Here is a 23566-nt window from a genome sequence, read left to right as displayed (position 1 = left end):
AAATACAATGAAAACAATAGTAAGTTATTCACTGCTCCTTTTCTTCCTCAGCTTCTTTTCAACAGGATGTTCTGAAGATAAGCCGGAAGGTACAATTTTCGACCCTTCGGATATAAAACGCAATCAGTTCGATTTATGGTTACTGGATCATTATGTCAATAATTATAATATCGATTTGAAATACCGGATAGAGGATATGGAAATAGACCAATCCTATAATTTAGTACCAGCCACTATGGATAATTCAATCAAACTGGCAAAACTGATCAAACACCTCTGGCTGGAATCTTATGACGAAATTGCCGGCATTGATTTTATGAGAACTTATGTGCCGAAAGTAATTCATCTGATTGGTTCTCCTGCCATCAATGCCGAACAACAGACAGAAGTTTTAGGTACGGCAGAAGGAGGTTTGATGGTGACATTATACAAAGTAAACGAACTGAATCTAAATAGTATCGACTCCTTGAATTATTATTATTTCAAGACCATGCACCATGAATTTGCTCATATTTTGCATCAGACCAAGAACTATCCCAAGGATTTCGACAAAATATCCACTTCCGACTATTCTCCTTCCGGCTGGATGAACCGGAAAGAAGAAGAAGCGCTGCAAATGGGTTTTGTTTCTCCCTATGCCAGCAGCGAACCCCAGGAAGACTTTGTAGAGGTTATCGCCATTTATCTAACCCACTCCAATGCATACTGGGAAGAATTATTGGAAAAGGCCGGAACAGAAGGCAGCACAATTATACAAAAGAAATTTACTATCGTACGGAACTGGCTTAGAACGTCCTGGAATATCGATATTGATAAATTACGCAGTACCGTAGAACGCCGATCGAAGGAGATTCAAAATCTGGATTACAGCCTGGATCAGTAATAGAAAACCGGCATTTGCGTTTTTACTGAATAAGCAACATCCGAAGTCCTTGAAAATAGAATATTTTATTTATTAAATGAATCATTATGAGGAACACAATATATATAGTAATTTTTCTCTTCTCGTTTTGCCTGCAAGCTTGTGTAGAAGATGAAAAAGACATTTTCGACAAACCCTCCACTGAACGTCTGTCAGAAGCTTTAAAACAATACCAGAAAATACTGACCGAGGTTCCGAACGGGTGGCTCATGGAATATTATCCGAAAGGCGATTGTGCCTACGGAGGATATATTATCCTGCTTTCTTTTACGGAAGAAGAAGTATTTATGAGTTCTGAAACCAATCCCACCCCTGTATCCAGCCTTTATTCTCTTAAAGGAGATACAGGGCCGGTACTCAGTTTTGACACTTACAATCAGGTATTTCATTTCTTTTCAGATCCGTCTGTACCGGGCCTGGAAGGTTTGGGATACGAGGGCGACTATGAATTTATAATCGTTGGTAAGGAAAAAGACGAACTGATTCTGGAAGGGAAGAAAACGGGTAATACGATCCGGATGAAACCCCTTCCCACCGGTCAAAGCTGGGAAGAAACACTGGCCTCCATCAAGCATATTATTCAGGTAACCACCCCTCCAGAAGGGTGTTGTTACCGGATGGAAGTAGACGGTAATCCGGTCTTGATTGAACGGAAAGGACGGGCCCTGTTGCCCGAAACAGGCGGAAGAACACTAGAACTGGATTACGTCAATGGGAGTGATACGCTAACCTTAAATGTACCTTTTATTTACACGACTACCGGTATAAAGTTCTATCAACCCGTCCAAATCGGTGGCAAGGAAATCCAGTACTTCGACTGGTCGGAAATCGAACGCAATCTGCAATGCACCGATAATAATGTAGATGCCCGGATTTCAACGATACCGATGTCGCCGAATAAAAAATACGCTTATAGTACTTTGAATTGGTACTTAACCCTGAAAGTTATAAGTTCTCCCTTCCTCACTCGCTGGCTAAATGCCAATCAAATTCTCAAAGATCAGCAAGGACTATCTCTCTACAAGATATTTCTTTCCTATGATGCAGAATATGAAGGGCAGTTTCTGGAAGTAGATCTGACCGACGGCTATAATATATATGCCTGCTTATTATTAATGTATGTCAAACCTGTCAAATGGACAGAAGATGAAATAGATATTAGCTTTTCCGGTTTGGTAGATGACAATGGGAATGCATTTTATGGGAACGGCGGAAAAGAAATCGTCGAGATGATGAGCGGGAGATATTCGCTCACCGGCAATCCCTCCGACAACCCAACTTCTTTCTTTTTCCAGAAAACAGACGGAAGCGATGTATGGTTTGAGTTAAGTATTGAGTAATAAACGGCCTATAAACTTATGCATATGAAAACAGAAATAATGAAATACTTCGTCCTGTTATTTTGCTTCTCTTTGGCGGCATGTGACTCGGACGATAAAACGAAAAACGTACCCGACCTGAATATCGTCTCTTCCGGCTTGACGATAAAGGCTGCCGGAGGCACAGGTACCATAGAAGTAGAAACCCCGGGCAGCTGGCATGCCGAGAGTAATAAAGACTGGTGTACGCTGACAACTTCCGGGAATCAGATTACCGTCAGCGTACCGGAAAATCTGTCTCTTTCTTCAAGGACCGCCCAGATTACAATTACATCTCCCCAAAAAACAAAGACGATTCCGGTAAATCAGGAAGGGATTATTATTATCCTTTCCCAACCTGAATTGACATTAGGTTATAGCGGAGATCCTAAGAATTTGCTCGTAGAGAGTAATATCGGATGGAATGCCGCTGTAGAGGCCGGCTGGTGTCATCTGGAAAAAACAGGAGATACCCTGAAAATTTCCGCAGAACCTTATTCGGCCAATATAAACCGGGAAACTCAGATCACGCTAACTGCCGGTGATTACACCCAAACCGTCAAGGTGACCCAACGTTTTAAAGGAGCTTTCGTACTGGATCGCTGGTCGGATACCAACCTAGGAGCCACGCTTCCCGCTACGGAAGCAAATGTCAATAGCGCGAACTACCGGGATACCTGGGGAAATTTTTACCAGTGGGGAAGAAATGTCGGTTTTCCACATGGCGTCACTTATAAAGTAATCACCACTAATCCTTCTATCACGGCGGAGAGCGCACAAACGATGTCCGAATTTATCGGCTCTTCCGAAACTATGCCCATGGATTGGCTTATAGACGGCAGCCGGACCACTAAACCCGCCTCGGGAAACAGTTATACCTGGAAAGACAGGGCCGGTAGCGATCCTTCACCAGCCGGCTGGCATATTCCCCTAGACTACGAAGCCTCGCAAATTTTTCCGATCGACGAATTCGAAGGACGTTATTCCCGTGTAGACAGACTGGTTAATAAAGAAGTTCTGGAAGCCGACGGCACGGAATATACCTGCGTTTCTACCGGAGATGGGAACCGCACCCGATATGCCATAAAAAAATACGGCACGAACGAAGCCTACATACTGCGGTATGAATTTATCGAACCGGATGGTATAAACTCCTATTTAAAAATTACGGAAATCAAAGGAGACGCTTATACCGATTTTCAAGATGCCCTGGAAGCGGAAAAATTATTCGAAGCCGCTAAAGAATCGGCAGTCTTACTCTTCCCTTCCTGCGGTTATCTGTACACCAATACCGGAGGTCCCAACTCCGAAGGAGTCAGCGGAAGTTACTGGACAGCCTCTCCCGTAAACGAATATACGGTTTATGTATCCATAGGAAATTGGCAAACCCATATCGACGCCAATTATTGTCCGCGGGCATTAGGCTGTAGTATACGTTGTGTAAAAGATGAAGAATAAATTATACTCTAATATAAAAAACCTGATTATGAAAAAAACATTTAGCACCCCCACAAGAGGATTAAGCATATTCAGTACCCTGGTATTAATCCTTAGTTTAAGTTTATCCGGTTGTAAAGACGATAAGGATGAAGCACTGCCGACGTTAGAAATCAATAAACACTCTATCAGTCTGGCCCTGGAAGGAGGAAGCGAAGAAATCATTCTCTCTACCAATCAAAGTTGGTCCATTCATACAGAAAGCAGCTGGCTCACCCTCGATCCGGCCAGCGGAAAAGGAGACGCCAAAGTAAAAGTCAGTGCGAATAAAAATACCGATTATCAACTTCGGGAAACGACATTGACGATCACTGCCGGCTCTCTGATAGAAAAAGTTACGGTTTCTCAACCAGGCTTAGAACCGGTTCTATCGGTCAATCCCCAAGTGATGGAATTTGAAGTAGCAGGAGGCCATCAGACGTTAGCCATCACTTCCAACGTGAAATGGACAACCAGCTTCTCGGAAGAAACGGACTGGATCAGCCTACAAGTCTCGGCCGACAGTACCAGCATGGAAATCACCGCCAGCCCCAATACAACGACGGAAAGCCGGGAAGTGACCCTTACTTTCAACGGAGACCAGCATAAAACCGCAGCCCTCACCATTACCCAGGAAGAACCGGAACTGGCCACCATCGCAGAATTACGGAATTTAACGGCAAACACAAAAACAGACTATATTTGGGTAAAGGGATTGGTAACATCGGATAAGGAAGGCAAAAATATCGATGAGAAAAACATGATCATCCAGGATGCCAGCGGAAACGCTATTGCCTTGCAATTTACAACCAAACACGATATCGCTTTAGGAACACAGGTGAATGTATTACTGAACGGAGGAAGTAAAACGACAGTAAACGGCTTGAACGCGATCGGCAGTCTGAGCACAGCTCTTCTAAGCCCACAACCGACCCCGACTATTACCGTCAATCCGACAGTAAAAACCATAGCTAATATTTTAGCCGGAGAAGTGGCAGACGGTTTACTGATTCAATTAAACGAAGTGGAATTTAAAGATATCACGAAGACTTACGGAGATCAACCTATCCTATGGAACAGTAGCGAAGAATTAGTTCTTTCTACCCTGGAAACAGCCACTTTCGCCAAGGAGAAAGTCAGCGATAAAAATGGTTTTGTGACCGGACACCTCACCCAGAACGGAGGATGGAAACTTTTATTGAGAAATCTGGACGATGTCAAACACATGACCTCTCCCAGAAAGTATGATAAACCCCAATTAAAACTGGATGCAAATGCTCACACTTTCGATCAGCAAGGCGGCGAATTTGTCGTAAATGTAACGACCAACAGCAGTGTACGCTGGACGGTAAACGTATCTGCCAATGCCGATTGGTGTACGGTTCAGCCAAGCAGCGGGACGGGAAGCGCTTCCTTCACGGTTACAGTCGCAGCCTACGCAGGCACAGGAAACCGTACGGCGACACTTACGGTAACCGCAGACAAGGCAGATCCCGCTATCGTGGAAATTACCCAGACGACAATCGGTCAAAGAGAATATGCCCTTTCCAAATTAGCAGAAAGTAACTTAGGAGCCAAATTAGCTGCCACAGAAGAAAATATACTAGGTCCCAATTACAAAGAAACTTGGGGATTGTATTACCAATGGGGACGAAACGTGGGTTTCCCTCATACCGGCGCCACGGCAACTGTACCGGCCAGTGAAGAGATCACTGCGGAAAAAGCTCAAACCATGACCGAATTCATTACCTCCTCAAACGGAGATTGGCTATTAAACCCGGGTTCGGCGACGACATGGGAAGCCCGTGCCGGCTCCTCACCTTGCCCCGCCGGTTACCATGTACCGACAAAAGATGATTTAATCCAATTCTTCCCTTCGAATGAAGCAAGCGGTACTTTCGCCACTACCCAAAGTAGGGTAATTTACGAAAAATTAGTCGACAGACCGGGAGTACCCGACAGGACCCTGTATGTAGGAGACGGAACTTCTAAAATTTACGCTATTAAAAAATTTGAAACAGCGGACGCTTATGCACTACGTTTTGAAATGTTGGGACAAATCGGCAAGAACTTATATCTCAAGATCACTGAATTTTTAGGAAATGAAGAAACTTATTTTGATAACGCCACAGATGCCGAAGCTTCATTTAATAAAGCGACAGCAACGGAAGTCAGAATTCTACCCTTGGCCGGAATGTTGAGTTTCCAAGACGGCGTAACGTTACAAGCTCCGGGGGCAGCTTCCTGGTACTGGCTGGACGCCAAAATGCGCTGTATCTATATGCTCAATACGACAAAAATATATGAAAACGGTGCCCAATGCGGTTATGCTCAACCGATACGCTGTGTGAAAGATTAAACAACCCTCTCCGGAAACAACCCCTGGAGAACCCTAAAGTCTGAATACAGTCTTTTTGTGATGAGCGTTCCTTTCAGGATCTGGCCGGTATCCGTTCGTTGACGGGCAAGACAAAAGTCTTCGATCGATTTCGATCCAGCAGCATAAAAAGCTGCCAACCGGAAGTCTGAAAGTCTTTACCGATCAGACTTGAAAGGCCGCTGATCTGTCCAAAAGGTTTTTGGGAGATTCTCCCTTATCCGGGACATATTTGGCTAAAATTTTAATACAAAACACATGAAACAACTGAACTATATTCTCCTGATCTTCACCCTAATCTTTGCAGGATGTGATTCGGACAACAAATTAATTCCCACGGAATTACCCTTGGAAATCTCGGAGATTTCGTTTGAAGCGACGGGCGGTACTCAAGAAATTGAACTCGGCTTAGGCAGCGACTGGCAGGTAACTTCCGATAAAGACTGGTGTACCGTAGCAAAATTCGGCAAATTCCTGATTGTAACAGCACCTTTAAATCCGACGATTGCCGTCCGTACAGCAACCGTAACCATCACCGAGGCAGGAAACTGCGGGTCGGTTAACATTACTCAAACCGGTTCCAAATTCGACACATTTCCTGAAAAAGTATATCTTTCTGCCTCCGGCAAAGCCCAGACTGTTGCCGTCGCAAGTAATATAAGATGGAAAGCGGAAAGCTCACAATCCTGGTGTCATTTGCTTGTACAGGGAGATACTCTGTTAGTATCTGCCGATCCGTATAAAAATGAAAAAATAGCCAGACAAGCGGAAATCAATATAGAAGTGGAAGGGGAAACCGTCCGTACCCTATTTGTAACGCAAATCCATTACAAAGATTTCAACCTGGAAAAATGGTCCGAAACCAATGTAGGGGCAACTCTCCCCGCTACAGCAGAGAATCTATCCGGCCGGCAGTTCAAGCAAACCTGGGGGAATTTTTATCAATGGGGGCGAAATGTAGGCTTTACTTATGGAGAGCCTATCCCTCTACGCGCATCCGATCCCTCTATAACAGCTGAAGAAGGACAACAAATTCCGGAATTTATTACCAATATAGACGATTGGCTAATTGACGGCAGCTTTACTACTAAGATATATTCAGAATCCAACCCTTATGGTTGGGTAGACAGAGCCGGCTATGATCCCTGCGAATTAGGCTATCGGCTACCCCTGGCTTACGAATGTGCCCGAATACTTACCCAAGCGAATTCCCTGGATTTCACGAATGTCACCCGGACAGCAGGAAAAGAAGTCCTGGATGCGATAGGCACGGAATATACGTATGTATTTATCGGTAACGGATCTCAAAAAGCCTATATGATTAAAATGTTCGGGACCGATGAGGCTTATGTCATGAGATATGAATTCCGGGGTACAGCCGGCTATAATGGATGGATGAAAATTACAGAAATAAAAGGAAATGCCCGAACGGATTTTCAAACTCCCGACCAAGCAGAAGAATTATTTACCCGTGCCGGAAAATCTGCGGAACGTTGCTTCCCTCTATTTGGTTTGCTCTGGGGAGAAAATGCCGATCTGGCGTCCCCTACCACAGGCACTTACTGGCTATCCACCCCCTCCCATCTCTATACGGGTACAGCCAATGGCTTTATGATGAGCGGAACGAACCTCGGTTTCGGAATTTCTTACCGAAAAGCTTTAGGATGTCCGATACGGGGAATAAAAAAATAACCGGCCGGTCGGTTATAACCTTTGGGTTGGGTGAAAAATACCGGATCATAGGCAAATAGTGTAAGCAACCATCCGAAAGAGGTGGTAAAATGAAGAAGCCGTTATCAAGGGATTGAACGGCTTCTTCCCGTTTACAAACTATAAATATTTTTCAATCACATTTTTCAACTGCATCGACTGCATAACCCCGCTTTGCCGCCATACCATCTCTCCCTTTTTAAAGATCATCAAAGTAGGGACGGATTGAATCTGATGACTCATGACAAACTGCCGGTTTGCTTCCCCGTCGACATCTATCGTAAGGACATGAATTTGATCTCCCATCTCTTTTTTCAGCTCCTCCAAAATAGGATGCATGGCCTTGCAAGGTCCGCACCAAGTGGCAAAAAAATCGACCAATACTGGTTTATCCCCTTTTATCAATTCTTCAAATTTTCCCATAGCTCTTTTTGTTTTTCGTTTTTATTCTTATACTCCGACAACCGGGGGATAGTTACAAAATATTTCTTCGCCTCTTAATTTTGTACAATATTACCAGAAGCATCTACCATCACATAGAGATCTTCCTCTCCTTTTTCCAATTCAAACAAGTATACTGCTACTCCGGCTGCCCGCTCTACATATTCGATATCGTCTATTTTATATCCGGCATATTGGCTCCGGATCGTCGCCATTACCGCTGCAGGTACATCTTTTTCCAATACCTCCCAACAGGTAGATATCCAAGCATCATCTTGTCCGAATTTGACTTCTTTATACCGATTTTCATGGAAAATATCCACTTCCGTCACATTCCGCTCCCTTTCATATTCAATGATCTTTGCCCCAGCATAATGAGTATTCAGGTAATCTTTGATTTTTTGAGGCAAGCTTTCTACAGGCCAATGATCCTCGTTTCCGTCTCTATCTTCCATTACTTTTACCAATGTTCCGTCTTCCACATAATACAAGTCTTTTTCGACATCTCCCTGTTCGACTTCCATAACATATACTTTTTCCATTTCTATCCGTTCCAATACGTCTACATCCTCCACTTTCCAGCTACTGTATTCACTATTGCGGAAAGCCGTCTTTATCTTTTCAGGTAAAGTTTCGAAAAAGATATCAGTCTCTGTCATATACCATTTTCCGTTTTTATCAAACCAGGCATCTTTTTCCTGATGCTCGTAATAAAAATCAGCGACAATATAATTTCCTACTGTTTTCCATTCCACCCTTTGTGCTAAGGGAAACATTTGATTGAAAGTACGCACGACCGGTTCAGCCGGAGTCCAGGTTGAATCATCGTCATCTTTACAGGCCATACCTAACAAGACCAGTAACATTCCTAAAATATACACATTCTTTTTCATAACTTACTATTCCTAATATCTCTTTTCTTACTGTTTAAACAAGAGGAGGAATTATGTACTCAATCCTCATATCCGATAAAAAGCTGTTCCCGGTTAAATTTCAATTCCCGTCCATCCGATAGCTTCACCTCATATCCCTCCCGATCTTTTTCAATCGAAATAACCGAAAAACCCGGGAAATTTTTATTCAGGTAAACCGCCATTTTCTCCGGAATAACCGTAACAGGCAAAGCATTCCGGTGTCCGTCAATTTCTTTCCACTCTCCGTTTTTGTCAAAATCCAGGTCAAAACCGTTCGTCAGAATCACGTCATATTGATTTCCTTCCCAAAATTCCTTTTCAATCTTAATGTGAGAAATCCCTACTCCTGAAAAATGAGTGTTGATAAACTGACGAGCCGCAACAGGCAGCTGCAAAGTATCCGTGGTATAAATTTTTTTATCAGCAAAAGAAAACTGTACCGACAGGATACAACATACTAAAATAAAAAACGCTTTTTTCATATCATTCTTTTTATTGGTTATTATAAATTCTCCTATTTACGATACAAAAAAAGTATAGAATTTGGGAAAGATTTGGGAAAAGCCCCCCAGTGAAAAAAAGATTTAAAAATTTATTTTATAGAGGAAGTAGCGAATTCCCTATTCCTAAACGTTCCTAACTTCTAAAATATTTTTCCCTCTTCCCTTCAGGAAAGCATCGGATCATCCATCCGATCAAGCAAGTAGATCGAGAATTTCTGCAGGTTGGTAGACAATATGCACGGCTCCGTTTTCTTTCAATTCGTCACAAGGACGGAACCCCCAAGAAACGCCAACAGCGGTAACTCCGGCGTTTATAGCCGTTTGCATATCGACACAGGAATCCCCCACATATAAAACCGCCTCTTTCTCGAGTCCGACAATAGTCATAATCTCATTGACAATACTGGGATCCGGTTTTGTCGGCACAGTCTCTCTTTGTCCCAAAATCACTTCAAATGTACCGTTTTTAAAATAATGCCAGATTAATTCCCGGGTGGCTTCCTGGTATTTATTGGATGCAACGGCTAAAACCAATCCTTTTCGTTTTAATGTTTCCAATAATTCCGGTATACCCGGATAAGGCTTTGTCAAATCTGTCTTATGGGCAGAATAATAAGATACAAATTCGGCTCTTACATGCATAATTTGATCTTTTGTCCGCGCATCTTCCGGGAGGGCCCGCTCGATTAATTTAGTGATTCCATTTCCCACCATATAGCGGTATTCGTCCTGTTTATGTTCCGGATAACCGAATTTTTTCAATGCATAATTAGTGCTTGCAGCTAAATCCCCCAAAGTATTCAGTAAGGTACCGTCCAGATCAAATATGATTAATTTTTTCATAATTTTGAATTTGTAGCAAAAGTAATAATTATACTATCAGAAGCGACAGAAAGTTGCCGATTGAAGGAAATAAAATCACGCAAAGCTTTCCGGGAAAGGACAAAAACAGTTGAACCGGGGAACATTCGAACTTTTACACCTCAACATACAAAGTAAACTTTTATCTTTGCAAGAATTGAATCATTTTAGTCCGATATGCCTCATACTACGAAAATAGCATCCATAGCAGAATTAACAGAACACCTCCGATTATTACAAACGGAATATACCTATGAAAAAGAAAGTTATCTGGAAAAATCAAAGGCAGGAGGTATCCAACGGAAAATACAACAGGGATTCTGCTGGTATCCGGTACGAGCTGAACGGAATTATTACAACTCCCTGAATCTCCCTGTCATCGAGATGGTTTACAACGGAGAAGAAGAGGCAGAACATTTTTTTGAACACGGCCGGCCGGTTTGTTTTTTTACCTCCGACCTGAACCGGAAACAACGCTATTTCACTTTTACAGGCACAATCAGTTATATACGGGATAACCGTATGGTAGTCATCTTACCCCAGGCTTCTTTTGCGACTACTTTACAACAATGTACAGATCTTGGTATACAGCTTTATTTCGACGAAACTTCCTATCAAAGCATGTTTACAGCTTTACGGGAAACGATCGCAGCAAAGGGGAACCGATTAGCCGAACTCAGGGAAATCCTGTCGGGTGCCCATCCTTTCCGGGAGCGGAAACTCCCCCTGCTTCGCTTTCCCTGGCTGAATGATCAACAGGAAAAAGCTGTCAATCACGTGCTTCGCGCACAAGATATCGCAATTGTTCACGGCCCTCCCGGCACCGGCAAAACGACGACTTTGGTAGAAGCCATTTACGAGACTCTTCACAAAGAAAATCAAGTATTGGTTTGTGCCCAAAGCAATATGGCAGTCGACTGGATTTCTGAAAAACTGGTAGACCGGGGGATTCATGTACTCCGCATCGGTAACCCTACGCGCGTAAACGACAAAATGCTTTCCTTCACTTACGAACGTCGCTTCGAAGCACATCCCGATTACCCGGAACTCTGGAATATACGGAAAACCATCCGGGAACTGTCCCCAAAACTGCGGAAACGGGAAACAAGAGAAGCGGTTTACTCCCGCCTGCAACACCTCCGTCACAGAGCAACAGAATTAGAGATAAAAATAGAACAGGAGCTTTTCGGAGAAGCGCGGGTGATCGCGTCTACTTTAGTCGGTTCTGCCAACAAAATTCTGGAAGGAAAGCGTTTCTCCACTCTCTTTATTGACGAAGCAGCCCAAGCTTTGGAAGCAGCCTGCTGGATTGCCATCCGCAAAACAGACCGCGTCATTTTAGCCGGCGATCACTGCCAACTCCCTCCGACCATAAAAAACAAAGAAGCAGCCCAACAAGGACTTGCCCGCACGCTTATGCAAAAAGTAGCCCAGCGGCAACCTCCCGCAGTCTCTTTGTTGCAAATCCAATACCGGATGCACGAAGATATCATGCATTTTCCCTCCCGCTGGTTCTATCATAATTGCCTGCAAGCCGCCCCGGAAGTCAGGTTCCGGAATATTCTCGAATACGATAGTCCTATCGTCTGGTGCGATACCCAAGCATACGATTCCAGCGAGGAAACAGCCGGAGAAAGCCTCAGCCACCTCAACAGGACCGAAGCTCTTCTCCTCCTCCAACAACTACAGGAATACATCCAAAAAATCGGAGAAACCCGAATTTTAGACGAACAAATCGACTTCGGACTCATTTCGCCCTATAAAGCCCAAGTTCGCTATATACGACAGCTCATGCGGAAAAATCCTTTCTTCAAACCTTTTTCCCGTCTGATTTCGATCAATACGGTCGACGGTTTTCAAGGACAGGAAAGAGACGTTATTTTCATCAGTTTAGTCCGGGCAAACGAAGCCGGAAACATCGGTTTTTTACAAGACCTGCGCCGGATGAATGTAGCAATCACCCGGGCCCGCATGAAACTGATCCTCTTGGGAGATGCTTTAACCCTCCTCCATCATCCTTTTTATAAAGCCTTATTCGAATATATTCAAGAAAAAGGGGTGATCACGACCCTTACCCCTCCCCTTGCAACACCTGGGGACGGGGATAGGCGCTAATCCCCAAGCAACCGTTTTTGAAACCGTAACCTTGCTTCGGAGAGAGGAGGGGATTTTGTCGGGAAGCTGTACCTCAAAAAAATGAAAGCTTGTCCACCGGCATCAGGCATAAGGAAGGTAGCTAAAAAGAGAAAGCCTCTGCGCTTCAGGGAAGACTGACTTTACAAAATAGCGAACGGAACTCCAAGCTCTTTTGCGAAACAAGGCAGAGGAATCCTAAGAAAAAGTAAAGAAGCGAATTAACCCCAGATCTAAACGTACAAAAATTGAAGAGTTTATTTCCTCCAAAATCACTTTTCCAGAATCTTTCCCAAATATTTATTTAGCTTTGTAAAAACATAGCAAGAAAAATGAAAATTCTGATCATTGAAGACGAGGACAATCTGAGGAAAACTCTGGCAACCTCTCTGGAAAAGGAACGTTTTATCGTGGAACATGCTCCCGACTTTCAGACAGCTCTTTCTAAATTAAATGATTACGACTACGATTGTGTATTACTCGACATCATGTTGCCCGACGGAAACGGTTTGACATTGCTGCAGGAACTAAAAAAAATGCACAAAAAAGAAAGTGTTATCATTATATCTGCAAAAGATTCTCTGGAAGATAAAGTATACGGTTTAGATGTAGGAGCCGACGATTATCTGGCAAAACCTTTCCACTTGGCAGAATTACACGCCCGGGTAAAATCCGTGATCCGCAGGAAACAAAACGAGGGAGAATTGAAAATTGAAGTGGAAAATCTAAAAGTGTATCCGGACCGGCATAGTGCCTTTGTGGGAGAACAGGAACTGACATTAAACCGGAAAGAATTTGATTTATTATATTATTTCGTTACCAATCCCGGCCGATTGATACATAAAGGGACGTTGGCCGAAGCTGTATGGGGCGATTGTATCGATCAGGCTGATAGTTACGATTTCATCTATTCCCAAGTAAAAAATTTACGGAAAAAAATGAAATTAGCCGGAGCATTACCCGAAATCCGGGCCGTCTATGGTTTCGGATATAAAATGTGTTACGGGAATAGCAGTACTGAAAACGAAAAATAAAAATGTGCAAAAAGTTTTATGTATACAAGAGGCGCTTAAAACAAGAAATCGTCTCTAGATATCCATAAAAAAAATTGATTTCTAATATTATCCATCAGATGAAACTGATCCATTATACAATTGGGAGATTATCCTGGGTACTCTTATTAACAATGGCATTCTGGACTCTATTTTTTTATTTCCAGCTATTGAATGAAGTCCGGGATGAAACAGACGACAGCCTCAGAAATTACAAAAAAATAATCATCAAACAAGCTTTAAGAGACAGCTCGTTACTCACTTCCCACGTGGATATTTTAACCCGTTACTATATCCGCGAAATCCCTGAAGAAGCAGGAAAACAGTACGAGGAACGTTTTGTTACCACAGAAGCCTTTAACGAATATGAAATGGACGAAGAACCGGTGCGGGTGCTCTATACTTCCTTCCGTACAGATAACGGGCGATACTACGAATTGACGATATTGACCTCTACACTGGAAGAAGACGATATGCTGGAGTCTATTTTATGGTCCATCATTTATCTTTATATTGCCATGTTAATCTGCATATTGGTCGTCACTCAACTGGTATTCCGAAAAAGCTTACGTCCCCTTTATAAATTAATTCACTGGTTAGATTCCTATACTTTGGGGAAGAAAAATAACCCTCTGGAAAATAAGACAAAAGTAAGTGAATTCAAACGCTTAAACCAGACCATTTCAGAGATGGCTATGCGGAATGAAAAAGTTTTCGGTCAGCAGAAACAATTTCTCGAAAATGCCTCCCACGAACTTCAAACCCCTCTGGCCATCTGTAGTAATAAATTGGAATTACTTTCCGAGAACCCTTGTTGTACCGAAGAATTATTGGATGAAATCGGAGAAATACATCAAACAATCGGACGTATCATCAAACTGAATAAATCCTTACTATTATTGTCGAGGATCGAAAACCGGCAATACGGAGATGAAAAAGATGTCAACTTCAATGCCCTGATTTCCCGGATAAACACAGATTTCAATCTGATTTACGCTCCTAAAGAGTTGTCGGTAGAAATAAAAGAAGAAGGTATATTTTCCTTCCGGATGAATGAAACGTTAAGCCAGGTACTCCTCACCAATCTCCTGAAAAATGCCCTGATTCACAGTCCGAATAAAGGAATTATCCAGATTAGTATACGAGCAAACGAAATTGTCTTTTCCAACACCGCTACGGACGCTCCCTTAAATACGGAAAAAATATTCCTGCGATTCTATCACGCAAGTGACAAAAAAACAGAATCAACCGGATTGGGTTTAGCCATTGTCAAATCAATCGTAGACAGCTATGATTTACAAATACACTATTTCTACGACGGTAAACACCATTTCAGTTTAAAGAAGATCAGGTAAAATGAAGCAACCCTCCTCTACCGGACGAATGCCCATTTGACAAACAAAACTACGATCCTGCTAAAAAGAGAATGATCAAAAACTTCTGTTCCGTTTATCTGTGAAATGTCAATCGGCCTTTTCAGAAATATTTATCCATTTTAAACGATTATACCTCTCACTTTCTACCTATACTTTTCTACCTTCTCTTCCAACTGTTCTTCCGACATTTCCCCACTTTGCCTCCATACCTGATCTCCCTGGTAAAAAAGTAAAAAGGTAGGAACAGACTGTATTCTATAATAATTCAGCAACTTTTCGTTCTCCGGAGCATCGATATCAAATCTTTCCACCTGCAAATACTCTTTATTTTCTTTTTCCACACGGTCTAAAATAGGACGCATTTTCTGGCAATGAGGACACCAGGTAGCAAAAAATTCGACCAATACCAGCTTATCTCCCTTTAATATTCCGTTCAATCTTACCATGATATTTCTAATTTAATTCAGTTTACGTTTTACCGATTTATATTTCTATTTCACCTTCATCAATCACTTCCCATTTTCCATTTATTTCTACAGAGACAGATACTGTATTTTCAGTCGTAAATTCAAGGCTGACACGGGTGATTCTTCCCGAACGGAAACTCAGTCTCCGATCATCAATCACCAATTGGTTTAGCCGGTTTTCACCCTTCAATTTTATATCTACGAGAGCCGGGAAATTTTCATAAGTCGGAAAGGTATTCATACCCATCCAATACTCTCCGGGCCCGGCATAATTTAATTTTTCCGACTTATATACGAAAGTAGTATCCTGAAGTTCTTCTCCCAACTGAAAATTTTCAGCCGACACCGCCTCCTCAATTATAATCTTGCCGGCAATATGTTCCACGCGGAATTCCAAACCTGTTATCCATTCCGGAGGATTTACCACTTTCATTTCCAAACGGGAAACCAGCATTCTGAGTTGTACAGGTAGTTGTGAAATAGTCCAAAGGTCGGCCGTACGAATAGCAGCCAAGTAAACAGCAGGCTCTCTGTTTTCCAATATCCGGAAAGTGGCCGTCAGTCCCTCCCCCGAAGTACTCTTCCAACTCATCGCTTTTTCATCCAAAAGATTAGCTACAAACAAAAAGTGATATTTCCTTGGGGTCAATTTTACCGGAATAACAGGATGTTCCTTACAATAGGCGTAATCGAAACTAAAAGTCGTATCCCGTTGAGAATTCTGAAAAGCCAAAATATCCAAACGATCGGTCAACGTATAATAAGGCCTGTAGCCAATAGCTTCATTTCCTTCGAATAAATAAGCGACATCCTTCATCATAAAAGCAATCCCTTCCTCCGGCAGGCAATCGCATTTTTCATCCATACAAGCCTCCAGTCCAAAGAGGAGGAAACACATCATTATTCCTACTTTATATCTCATCGCGGTAAAGGTTTTAACGGGAATTCCGGTAATACAATATTCGGCCAATCCCATACAAAAAAATAAACACATGAAAATTCGAAACTTACTAAAGCCCCGCAAGCTGAATTTATCTCTCCGGTCAGATACAGATACCGATCCGGCTCCAGTTGCAGGGGTATCCACTTCGTCCTTTCCTGCCCGTTTTTGGCCTGAAAAATCAATTCCAACCTGGAAGAATCCTGCGCAGAAGGGAAGGTATACAGATCAAACAATATGGTGTCCTGCACATAGACACTTTCATTTTTCATCTTAAATATTTCTTGTCTCGAATGAGTTATCCCCGAATACCTCCCATTCAGATGAATACGGGAAACCATATTTTTTATACTCATCCGTACCATATCTATTTGATAAGGAACACTATATAATTTCAGGAACACCCGGCTGACAACCCGGTGTAACTCTATCTGGACCACCGGATTGTCACTTTCCGCATTGACTTCCGCCTCTCCTAAAAAATAAGCCCAATACAGTCCGTCTTCCGGATAGGTGAAATAAAGGTCGAAAGGTTCTGAAACGCCTACCTGCAAAGATTTCCCCCCCTCTACCTGCCCATTTCCTATCACATATAAACGGTAATTTCCGACAGTAAGCTCTGCAGAAAATAATCTGGATTCTGTATAATTCTCACCGGGAGAAGGAGCCGTTTCTAGCTGACGTATAGCATCCCGATTCAATTCCGCCAATTTCCGATAAAATACATATTTCCCTTTTTCATTTTCCTTAAAAGCATATATGGTCAGCAGGCCGATAGAAGTCGGGAAATCGTTAATACTCTGAAAGGCCATACTGAAACGAACGACATTCGAGCCGGCAGTATACGGAGATAACGGATCCGAACATCCGATCATTCCGATACCACATAATAAAATGAAAACCAACTGCCTCATAGCGTAAGGTTTTATCTAAAAATTCTCTCCTCACATCCGAATACTCAAACTGTGGAATATCCGAACACTCAAACGAACTATCTATTTTTCTTTTGTCAGTATAAAATCCGGCATTTCCTGCCCCTTTGTCTCCGACAGAAAAATACCCGTATTTACCGGTGAAGAATCAAAACGACAACTGATCTGAATATCTTCAGATCCTCCCAACCGAAAAGATTCGGATTTTCCCTGATAAACAATTTCTCCCTGTACATTATAACAGAAAACTTCCAGAAAACTCTGCCCGCCTTCCGGATAAGAAGCCAGAGAGGTCAGATGTATTACGGGACTGCTATGCGGCACAACGGAAAGCTCCGACGAAATTGCAGGATGAGCAGCTTCGGGCAAATTTACCAGCGTCATATAAATACCCGCTACTGTATTCCGTAAATTTACTTTTACACGAGCAACTCCTGAAGGCACATTCCGAATCGTCAAAGCGATCCGGGCAGATAATATTATTATCCCTGCCCCAATCCGATTGGTTTCTCCCGCCTGAATATAATTTTGGGTAAAATACAAATCCGGAGGCTGTGTACCATCCGAATAATCAATAATACCATTTTCTACAGAAGGAATCCCTTCAAAGCGAATGTGCTCCATTTCTCCATTACCAATAAGAACCATCTGATAATAACCCGCCGGCAATTGAAAAGAATAAGTAGAAAAATCTTCTCTAGGTCCTTCTATTTCTACACGGCACACCAAGGTATCCCCCTTTTCCAGCTTCCTGAAAAAAAAGACCTGGGATTTCTCTATAGAAGGTACAGAGAAGGCAGGCAAACGAATTACAGTTGCCTCCTCCTCCGTCCCAGATAGTTCTTGAATAGCGTCCGTACAACCCGCCAGTACAAGACAGCTTAAATAACCCCAGATAATCGGATTCTTCATCAAATTGTCACCCTGCTTTTTAGCTTTTAGCTAAATAATAATATTCGGTTCCTGATCGACATTCCACTCGACATCGGCAGAAATAGAAAGAGTCAATCTTACATTCCAAACCCCTCCGGACTGATCAGCATCAATAGTAGCAGTCAGTTTTGTAATTGTATTGGCTTTTAATACATAAGTATTCTGTAAAGGTATCGTTATCACCTGTCCGTTGTCGAGATAAAACAGTAAGGTAAAAGCCGATTGTTCCCCGGTAACAGTCGGTAAAGTAACCAAGGCAAGCGGTAAAGTACTCTGATCTTCGGTAAACTCATAGCGATTACTCTGAGTTACTGAAATGACCCGGTCACTTAAGAAATTACCCGTCATATTAAAAGCTCCGTATGTGTTCTGCACCTCTACGTCAATACGATCTACCGCTGCGGGAACATTTTGTAAGGTAAGGGCGAACATTGCTACTTTTCTGTAAAGCGTCAGAGAAGGAGCGACAGGCATAGCAGAACCCAATACAATCCGATCGGTCATTCCAAAGAATATCCGGGGAGAAGTGCTCCCTTCTGTAACCGAAGCAACGATTTCCTGCATTGTATTTCCCACATTTATAGCCGATAATGCCGCATTTTCCAATGCACCGCCAACGGAATCCCGCATATTCCCCACACCGACTATAATGTAATTTCCGATTGGTAAATTATCAAAATTGACGTTTCTGGCTTCTGTAAAACCAGCACCTACTTCCGTCGTTCCGCCGGCTAAAGCTTCCAACTGCGCTTTTGTGAAGGAAACACTTTCCCTCAATAGATAAATTCCGTTCGTATTTTCCCGGAACAACAACAGATCCAAAGATTTTACATACGCTGTCAGATCATCCCCGACATGAGTACCCACCCTACTGGTTACAGCCAGATTAATAACACCCGGACCTTCTCCGGGCTTACCGGTGGTCTCATCATGATCGTTATCGCTACAAGCCAAGAAAAAGAGGACAACCATAAGTGATAAAAAGAAAGCAAATTTTTTCATAACCTTCCGTATTATAATTACAGATAAGTTATACTTCCCTTTTCTTCACTTTGTTACATCAGAAAAGATTAAAAAGGCAAAAACAAATCGCAATACTCAGTTTTTATACCCGATCCAGGTCGCCTTTTTCCACCATCCTTCAAAAGGACCTTGTTTATGTGTTTTCATCCACCAACAAGCAAAACAATATTGCAATCCAAAAAGCAAAATACCCATCCCGAAACTCCAGGTGATTCCCAAATACCGGTGTAAAGCTATTCCCCAACCATAAAACAAACAAGAACCGACTATGGATTGAGTAATATAATCGGTTAAACTCATACGTCCGTATGGAATAATCTTACTCATCCATTTTTTGAGAGCAGTGGTATAAAAGAGCAGAATAATACCTGACACCATAAATACCATAAATACCAAATTTGCCAAAGATTGAATAATTAACTTCAAAGGAACCCATGCGGCTTGACTTTCTACAAATTGCGGTAATAAGTTTCCCAAACCGTTCAAAGGGAAAAAAGCAACAATCCCGATCAAAAGAGCCTTGAACCAAAATTTCAGATTTTGTTCCGTATACAAAAATAAACCGGTCCTACCAATCAACATCCCCAACATAAATAAAGCTGCTGTCTGAAACATACGACCGTGTTCCCACGCCCAAGTCAAACTCGCCAATTGCCCTTCCCATAAATTCACCTTCAACATTTCCCAAAAAGAGGTTCCCTGCTGTGCTTCAAAGGCAATCCCAAAATAATAATTAGACAAATTCTGTCCGATCTCTTGTCCCGGATGTACCAAAGCCGAGAAAAATTCCCACCATGCCAGTGGCTGTAACATACAAATAATAGCCAATCCTAAAACGACCCTAGTACTCAAACGGCAAACCCCTATTAAAACAAACCCGATTATCGAATATAAAACCAGAATTTCTCCTGTAAAAAAAGCCGCATTTATATTCCCAAATAAAAATAACAAGACCAACCTCCAGGCAAATCTTCCCCGAAAATCTCTTCCTTGCTGTAGCTGACGATTATCCTGAATAAAAAAGCTAAATCCAAACAATAAAGCAAAAATCGCATAGGCCTTTCCTCCAAAAGTAAAAAACATTGCTTCCCAGATGACTTTATCCGTAAATTGCATCCAAGAAGCTGTAGTTTCCGGATAAGAATAAAAATTATAATGTTCCACACTGTGCAATACAATAATTCCCATAACGGCAAATCCCCTCAAAACATCCGCCACATCGATCCGGGAACTCCCTGGCAATTTCACTTCCATAGCTATTATTTTCCATTATTTTCATCACATAACCGACACGAAAATAATATAAATTTTTTGAAGAGAAACAAAACCGCAAAAATTGTCAGCAAACTTTTCCGTACCAAAACCCGTAAATTCTCCTTATATTTGCCATATTAGTAAAATTTAAATGCTTAAAACAGACAAGAATCTAAAAGTTCAGGAAGGATCCCCAGAGTGTAACTGACGAAATCTCATTGGCCTATCCGTAGCAAAGAAATCAAAAATGTGAATTTTGTCAGTCTACTTATCTGAAAAACATTTATTAAAACCAGTAACAGTTTTTTCGAACATTTTTACATGTAAATATCCGCTTATGATGATCATTCTTTCACCGGCGAAATCCATGGATATGAGTATAACTTCCCCTCTACCTCAGGGAACAGTTCCCCGTTTCCAAAAAGAGGCCGAATACATCGCCTCCCAAATACAGGACTACTCCCGGGATCAACTTCAGACATTACTACAAATCAGTAATAAACTGACTGATATAAATTACGAAAGGTATCAGGAATTCGACAGAGAAAACACTCCGGCCAAACCTGCCATTCTGGCTTATACGGGAAATGTTTTCCAGCATATACGTCCGGAAACCTTCACCCAGGAAGATTTTCAATATGCTCAGAAACATCTTCGGATCATTTCCACCTTATACGGTCTGCTGCGTCCCCTCGATCTTATCAAAGCTTATCGCATCGCTTTTAAAATCAAAATCCGGGGAATGCAAGAATCTAATCTCTACGAATACTGGCGTCCCAAGCTTACGGAGCCTTTGATAAAGGAAGCAAACCAGGATGACAAAATAATCATAAACCTGGCAAGCCTCGACGTTTTGGCGGCTTTACAAATAGAAAAAATACAATCGCAAGTAAGAATGATCACCCCTGAATTTAAAGAACTTAGAAAAGGAAAATACGAAACGATCCGTACTTATGCTAAAATGGCCCGGGGAGAAATGACCCGTTATATTTTACTCAACCGCATTGAAAAACCGGAGAGAATACAGGAATTCGAATGGGACGGCTTCCGGTATTGCGCAGAACTTTCTGAAAAAGACAATTATGTCTGGACCCGATAAAGACCTGTGGGCATTCTCCCGGCAAAAGGAAAAGCAAAAAATTTTCGTAAAATCAACGGGTAAGCCAAGGTGCGAATCTACTGAAATAATAAAAATCGATCTGCTGTCCGTTTTTGATAGCAGCTTTTTGTAACACAGCTTCCAGAGTAAATCCGGCATTCTTGATCCATAGCTTCCCTTTTGGTATAGGGATGCGGAAAATGATCCATTATATTGTTCCAGATTTTTATGTTATTCGCGTTTTCGGCCAGTGAATTACAATCGGGAAAACGCCATTCCCGAAGAGTGTACCCTTCCCCTTCCAACTGTACACTCGCTCTGTTTTTACCTCTTATTAAGAACTCGTTTCCCTTGCCCAACGAACTGGGCAAATCGATTCTGCTCGTTTTCATGTCTGTCAGATTCTGCCGAATCTCTCCATCTTCTAAATTGTCTTCCGTTAAAACAGTACAAACACATACAGATTATCGATTCTGTGTACGGATACACTCAAAAATATTTCCGAATGTTTAAACCCCTCTTCTTTTCCTCATTCTTGGAGCAGAATACCCAAATTTTGTTTATAGGCCGTTTTTATGATTTCAGTAGCTTGTCCGTAAAGTTGCCGGATTTCTTCTACCTTCAATCCTTGTCGTTCCCATTCGGTCTGATAAGGAGCAAAAAGGGCAAATACAGCCTCTTCTGCAGGTTGCAGCACTTGCATAATACCGCTTCCTTGTGCATTGTAAAGCAAACTCCAATTCATATATTTTAAACCGTTTCCCCGCTTGACGGAAAAAACAAAATCCCTTAACTGAACAGCCACCTCACCCAAAGGAGCCTTTCCGGTTTGTGCAGAAGCCGCTAATAATGCCGGAATTTCCTCTCCCATCTTTACCCATACAGGCAAAGCTATGGACACAGGAGGATACCCTAATACGGCCCATAACGTCACTAATTCCGGATCCATACCCGGTTTGACCCCTTGAATGACAACCGAAGCGATACTTTCATAGCGGGGAATAAAGTCCTGCTCTACACAGAATCCACTTGCCCGGTTAGGACTGAAAGCTTCTTCCCGCAAATCAATTCCTAACAAAGAGTGACGAAACGAACGGGAACATCCGGCAAAGAGATGAGCCGCTGTAAAGTCCTCTTTTTCAAACTGTCTGAATAATTCTTCCGCCGTATCATAACGAATGTATCCCTTCCCTTCATCCTTTCTTCCGTGAAAAGAGAAATTCGTATAGATCAAATACCCCCGGGGCGCCAACTCCTCATCATTTACATCCATTTTTACATAAGTATGATTGTTGGTTTCATAATAAGCGGCTCCCCCAAAAGCATCTATCACCCCAAAGTTTGCTTCTACCCCCATCGGCCGACTTAAGGTATCTAAAAAATATTCAAAATCTTTCATATCTTTACAAACCTCCAAAGCCCGCTTCATAAACTGCCCTTCTTTATCCATTTCTTCCACTTCATCATCCTTGAGGTTATAAGAAGCCGTATTCATAATAGCAAATCCCGCCTCGTTCATTCCTGTCCAAATCTCATCCGAAGGATTCTCACTGTTCACCAAACCGGTATAACAAAATCTCTCTCCCTTAAAATAAGCAATATGATTCCACCCCGCCCCAGAATCCCGATGTTTCCACATCAAGGGTCGTCCGTCTTTTGTCAGCTTCCCGGTAATAATAGCGGACGTACAAGCCCACACAGCAACAGTCGACATATTGAAGAATAACAATAAGCCGAGGAAAAATTTAAACTTCATAACATATTTTTTAATACCTACAAATGTAAAAAATTAAGG

21 protein-coding genes are annotated in these 23566 nt (G+C 42.2%); 9 read left to right on the top strand and 12 right to left on the bottom strand.

The genetic code is table 11. The features are described from left to right. Positions 1-7 precede the first annotated feature (7 nt). From HMPREF9449_RS00815 to HMPREF9449_RS00795, 5 genes are all read left to right on the top strand, one after another. A complete protein-coding gene (locus tag HMPREF9449_RS00815) occupies positions 8-883 on the top strand; it encodes a zinc-binding metallopeptidase (protein ID WP_009135322.1) in 876 nt (291 codons plus the stop codon). 86 nt (positions 884-969) lie between these two features. Further along, positions 970-2262 carry a DUF4302 domain-containing protein gene (locus tag HMPREF9449_RS15695; protein ID WP_009135321.1) on the top strand — a complete coding sequence of 431 codons (1293 nt, stop codon included), beginning with the start codon at positions 970-972 and terminating at the stop codon, positions 2260-2262. A gap of 24 nt (positions 2263-2286) precedes the next feature. After that, positions 2287-3738: a BACON domain-containing protein gene (locus HMPREF9449_RS15690; RefSeq protein ID WP_009135320.1), complete on the top strand. Its 1452-nt coding sequence runs from the start codon at positions 2287-2289 to the stop codon at positions 3736-3738. A gap of 28 nt (positions 3739-3766) precedes the next feature. Further along, the gene (locus HMPREF9449_RS00800) at positions 3767-6115 is read left to right on the top strand and encodes a BACON domain-containing protein (protein ID WP_009135319.1); all 2349 of its coding nucleotides are present in this window, start codon (positions 3767-3769) and stop codon (positions 6113-6115) included. Positions 6116-6391: 276 nt separating this feature from the next. Further along, the gene (locus HMPREF9449_RS00795) at positions 6392-7825 is read left to right on the top strand and encodes a BACON domain-containing protein (RefSeq protein WP_009135318.1); all 1434 of its coding nucleotides are present in this window, start codon (positions 6392-6394) and stop codon (positions 7823-7825) included. Between the two features lie 138 nt (positions 7826-7963). On the opposite strand, the gene trxA is transcribed toward HMPREF9449_RS00795, so the two are convergent. From trxA to HMPREF9449_RS00775, 4 genes are all read right to left on the bottom strand, one after another. Beyond that, positions 7964-8266: a thioredoxin gene (gene trxA, locus HMPREF9449_RS00790; RefSeq protein ID WP_009135317.1), complete on the bottom strand. Its 303-nt coding sequence runs from the start codon at positions 8264-8266 to the stop codon at positions 7964-7966. Between the two features lie 74 nt (positions 8267-8340). After that, positions 8341-9177: a PepSY-like domain-containing protein gene (locus HMPREF9449_RS00785; RefSeq protein ID WP_009135316.1), complete on the bottom strand. Its 837-nt coding sequence runs from the start codon at positions 9175-9177 to the stop codon at positions 8341-8343. Positions 9178-9236: 59 nt separating this feature from the next. Then, entirely contained in the window at positions 9237-9680 is a 444-nt protein-coding gene (locus tag HMPREF9449_RS00780; protein WP_009135315.1) for a PepSY-like domain-containing protein, read from the bottom strand. 213 nt (positions 9681-9893) lie between these two features. Beyond that, on the bottom strand, positions 9894-10544 hold the full coding sequence (locus HMPREF9449_RS00775; protein ID WP_009135314.1) for an HAD family hydrolase: 651 nt from the start codon (positions 10542-10544) through the stop codon (positions 9894-9896). A 195-nt stretch (positions 10545-10739) separates the two neighbouring features. Between HMPREF9449_RS00775 and HMPREF9449_RS00770 the strand changes: the two genes are divergently transcribed. The 3 genes from HMPREF9449_RS00770 to porY all read left to right on the top strand — a co-directional run bounded on the left by HMPREF9449_RS00770 (position 10740) and on the right by porY (position 15102). Next, entirely contained in the window at positions 10740-12677 is a 1938-nt protein-coding gene (locus HMPREF9449_RS00770) for an AAA domain-containing protein (protein WP_009135313.1), read from the top strand. 350 nt (positions 12678-13027) lie between these two features. Next, positions 13028-13729 (top strand): response regulator transcription factor, encoded by a 702-nt coding sequence (locus HMPREF9449_RS00765; RefSeq protein WP_009135312.1) that lies wholly within the window; start codon positions 13028-13030, stop codon positions 13727-13729. Between the two features lie 98 nt (positions 13730-13827). Next, a complete protein-coding gene (porY, locus tag HMPREF9449_RS00760; RefSeq protein WP_009135311.1) occupies positions 13828-15102 on the top strand; it encodes a PorY family sensor histidine kinase in 1275 nt (424 codons plus the stop codon). Between the two features lie 164 nt (positions 15103-15266). On the opposite strand, the gene HMPREF9449_RS00755 is transcribed toward porY, so the two are convergent. From HMPREF9449_RS00755 to HMPREF9449_RS00730, 6 genes are all read right to left on the bottom strand, one after another. After that, positions 15267-15569: a thioredoxin family protein gene (locus HMPREF9449_RS00755; protein WP_009135310.1), complete on the bottom strand. Its 303-nt coding sequence runs from the start codon at positions 15567-15569 to the stop codon at positions 15267-15269. Between the two features lie 37 nt (positions 15570-15606). After that, the gene (locus HMPREF9449_RS00750) at positions 15607-16512 is read right to left on the bottom strand and encodes a FimB/Mfa2 family fimbrial subunit (protein WP_009135309.1); all 906 of its coding nucleotides are present in this window, start codon (positions 16510-16512) and stop codon (positions 15607-15609) included. Next, positions 16509-17444: a FimB/Mfa2 family fimbrial subunit gene (locus HMPREF9449_RS00745; protein ID WP_009135308.1), complete on the bottom strand. Its 936-nt coding sequence runs from the start codon at positions 17442-17444 to the stop codon at positions 16509-16511. Before HMPREF9449_RS00745 ends, HMPREF9449_RS00750 begins: the two co-directional genes overlap by 4 nt. 81 nt (positions 17445-17525) lie before the next feature. Next, the gene (locus HMPREF9449_RS00740) at positions 17526-18377 is read right to left on the bottom strand and encodes a hypothetical protein (protein WP_147639993.1); all 852 of its coding nucleotides are present in this window, start codon (positions 18375-18377) and stop codon (positions 17526-17528) included. Positions 18378-18404: 27 nt separating this feature from the next. Next, on the bottom strand, positions 18405-19397 hold the full coding sequence (locus HMPREF9449_RS00735) for a FimB/Mfa2 family fimbrial subunit (protein WP_009135306.1): 993 nt from the start codon (positions 19395-19397) through the stop codon (positions 18405-18407). A 96-nt stretch (positions 19398-19493) separates the two neighbouring features. Then, the gene (locus HMPREF9449_RS00730) at positions 19494-20672 is read right to left on the bottom strand and encodes a DUF418 domain-containing protein (RefSeq protein WP_009135305.1); all 1179 of its coding nucleotides are present in this window, start codon (positions 20670-20672) and stop codon (positions 19494-19496) included. A 337-nt stretch (positions 20673-21009) separates the two neighbouring features. Between HMPREF9449_RS00730 and HMPREF9449_RS00725 the strand changes: the two genes are divergently transcribed. Then, positions 21010-21771: a YaaA family protein gene (locus HMPREF9449_RS00725; RefSeq protein ID WP_009135304.1), complete on the top strand. Its 762-nt coding sequence runs from the start codon at positions 21010-21012 to the stop codon at positions 21769-21771. A 77-nt stretch (positions 21772-21848) separates the two neighbouring features. Here the strand turns inward: HMPREF9449_RS00725 and HMPREF9449_RS00720 are convergent, their stop codons facing one another. Then, positions 21849-22163, bottom strand: coding sequence for a hypothetical protein (locus HMPREF9449_RS00720; RefSeq protein WP_050810384.1), 315 nt, complete (start codon positions 22161-22163; stop codon positions 21849-21851). Between the two features lie 137 nt (positions 22164-22300). Continuing rightward, positions 22301-23527 (bottom strand): C45 family peptidase, encoded by a 1227-nt coding sequence (locus HMPREF9449_RS00715; RefSeq protein WP_009135303.1) that lies wholly within the window; start codon positions 23525-23527, stop codon positions 22301-22303. Positions 23528-23566 lie beyond the last annotated feature (39 nt).

The organism is Odoribacter laneus YIT 12061 (genome assembly GCF_000243215.1).
Taxonomy (GTDB): domain Bacteria; phylum Bacteroidota; class Bacteroidia; order Bacteroidales; family Marinifilaceae; genus Culturomica; species Culturomica lanea.
Note: the sequence above shows the minus strand (reverse complement) of the source record. Positions and strands in the feature narration are given on the sequence as shown.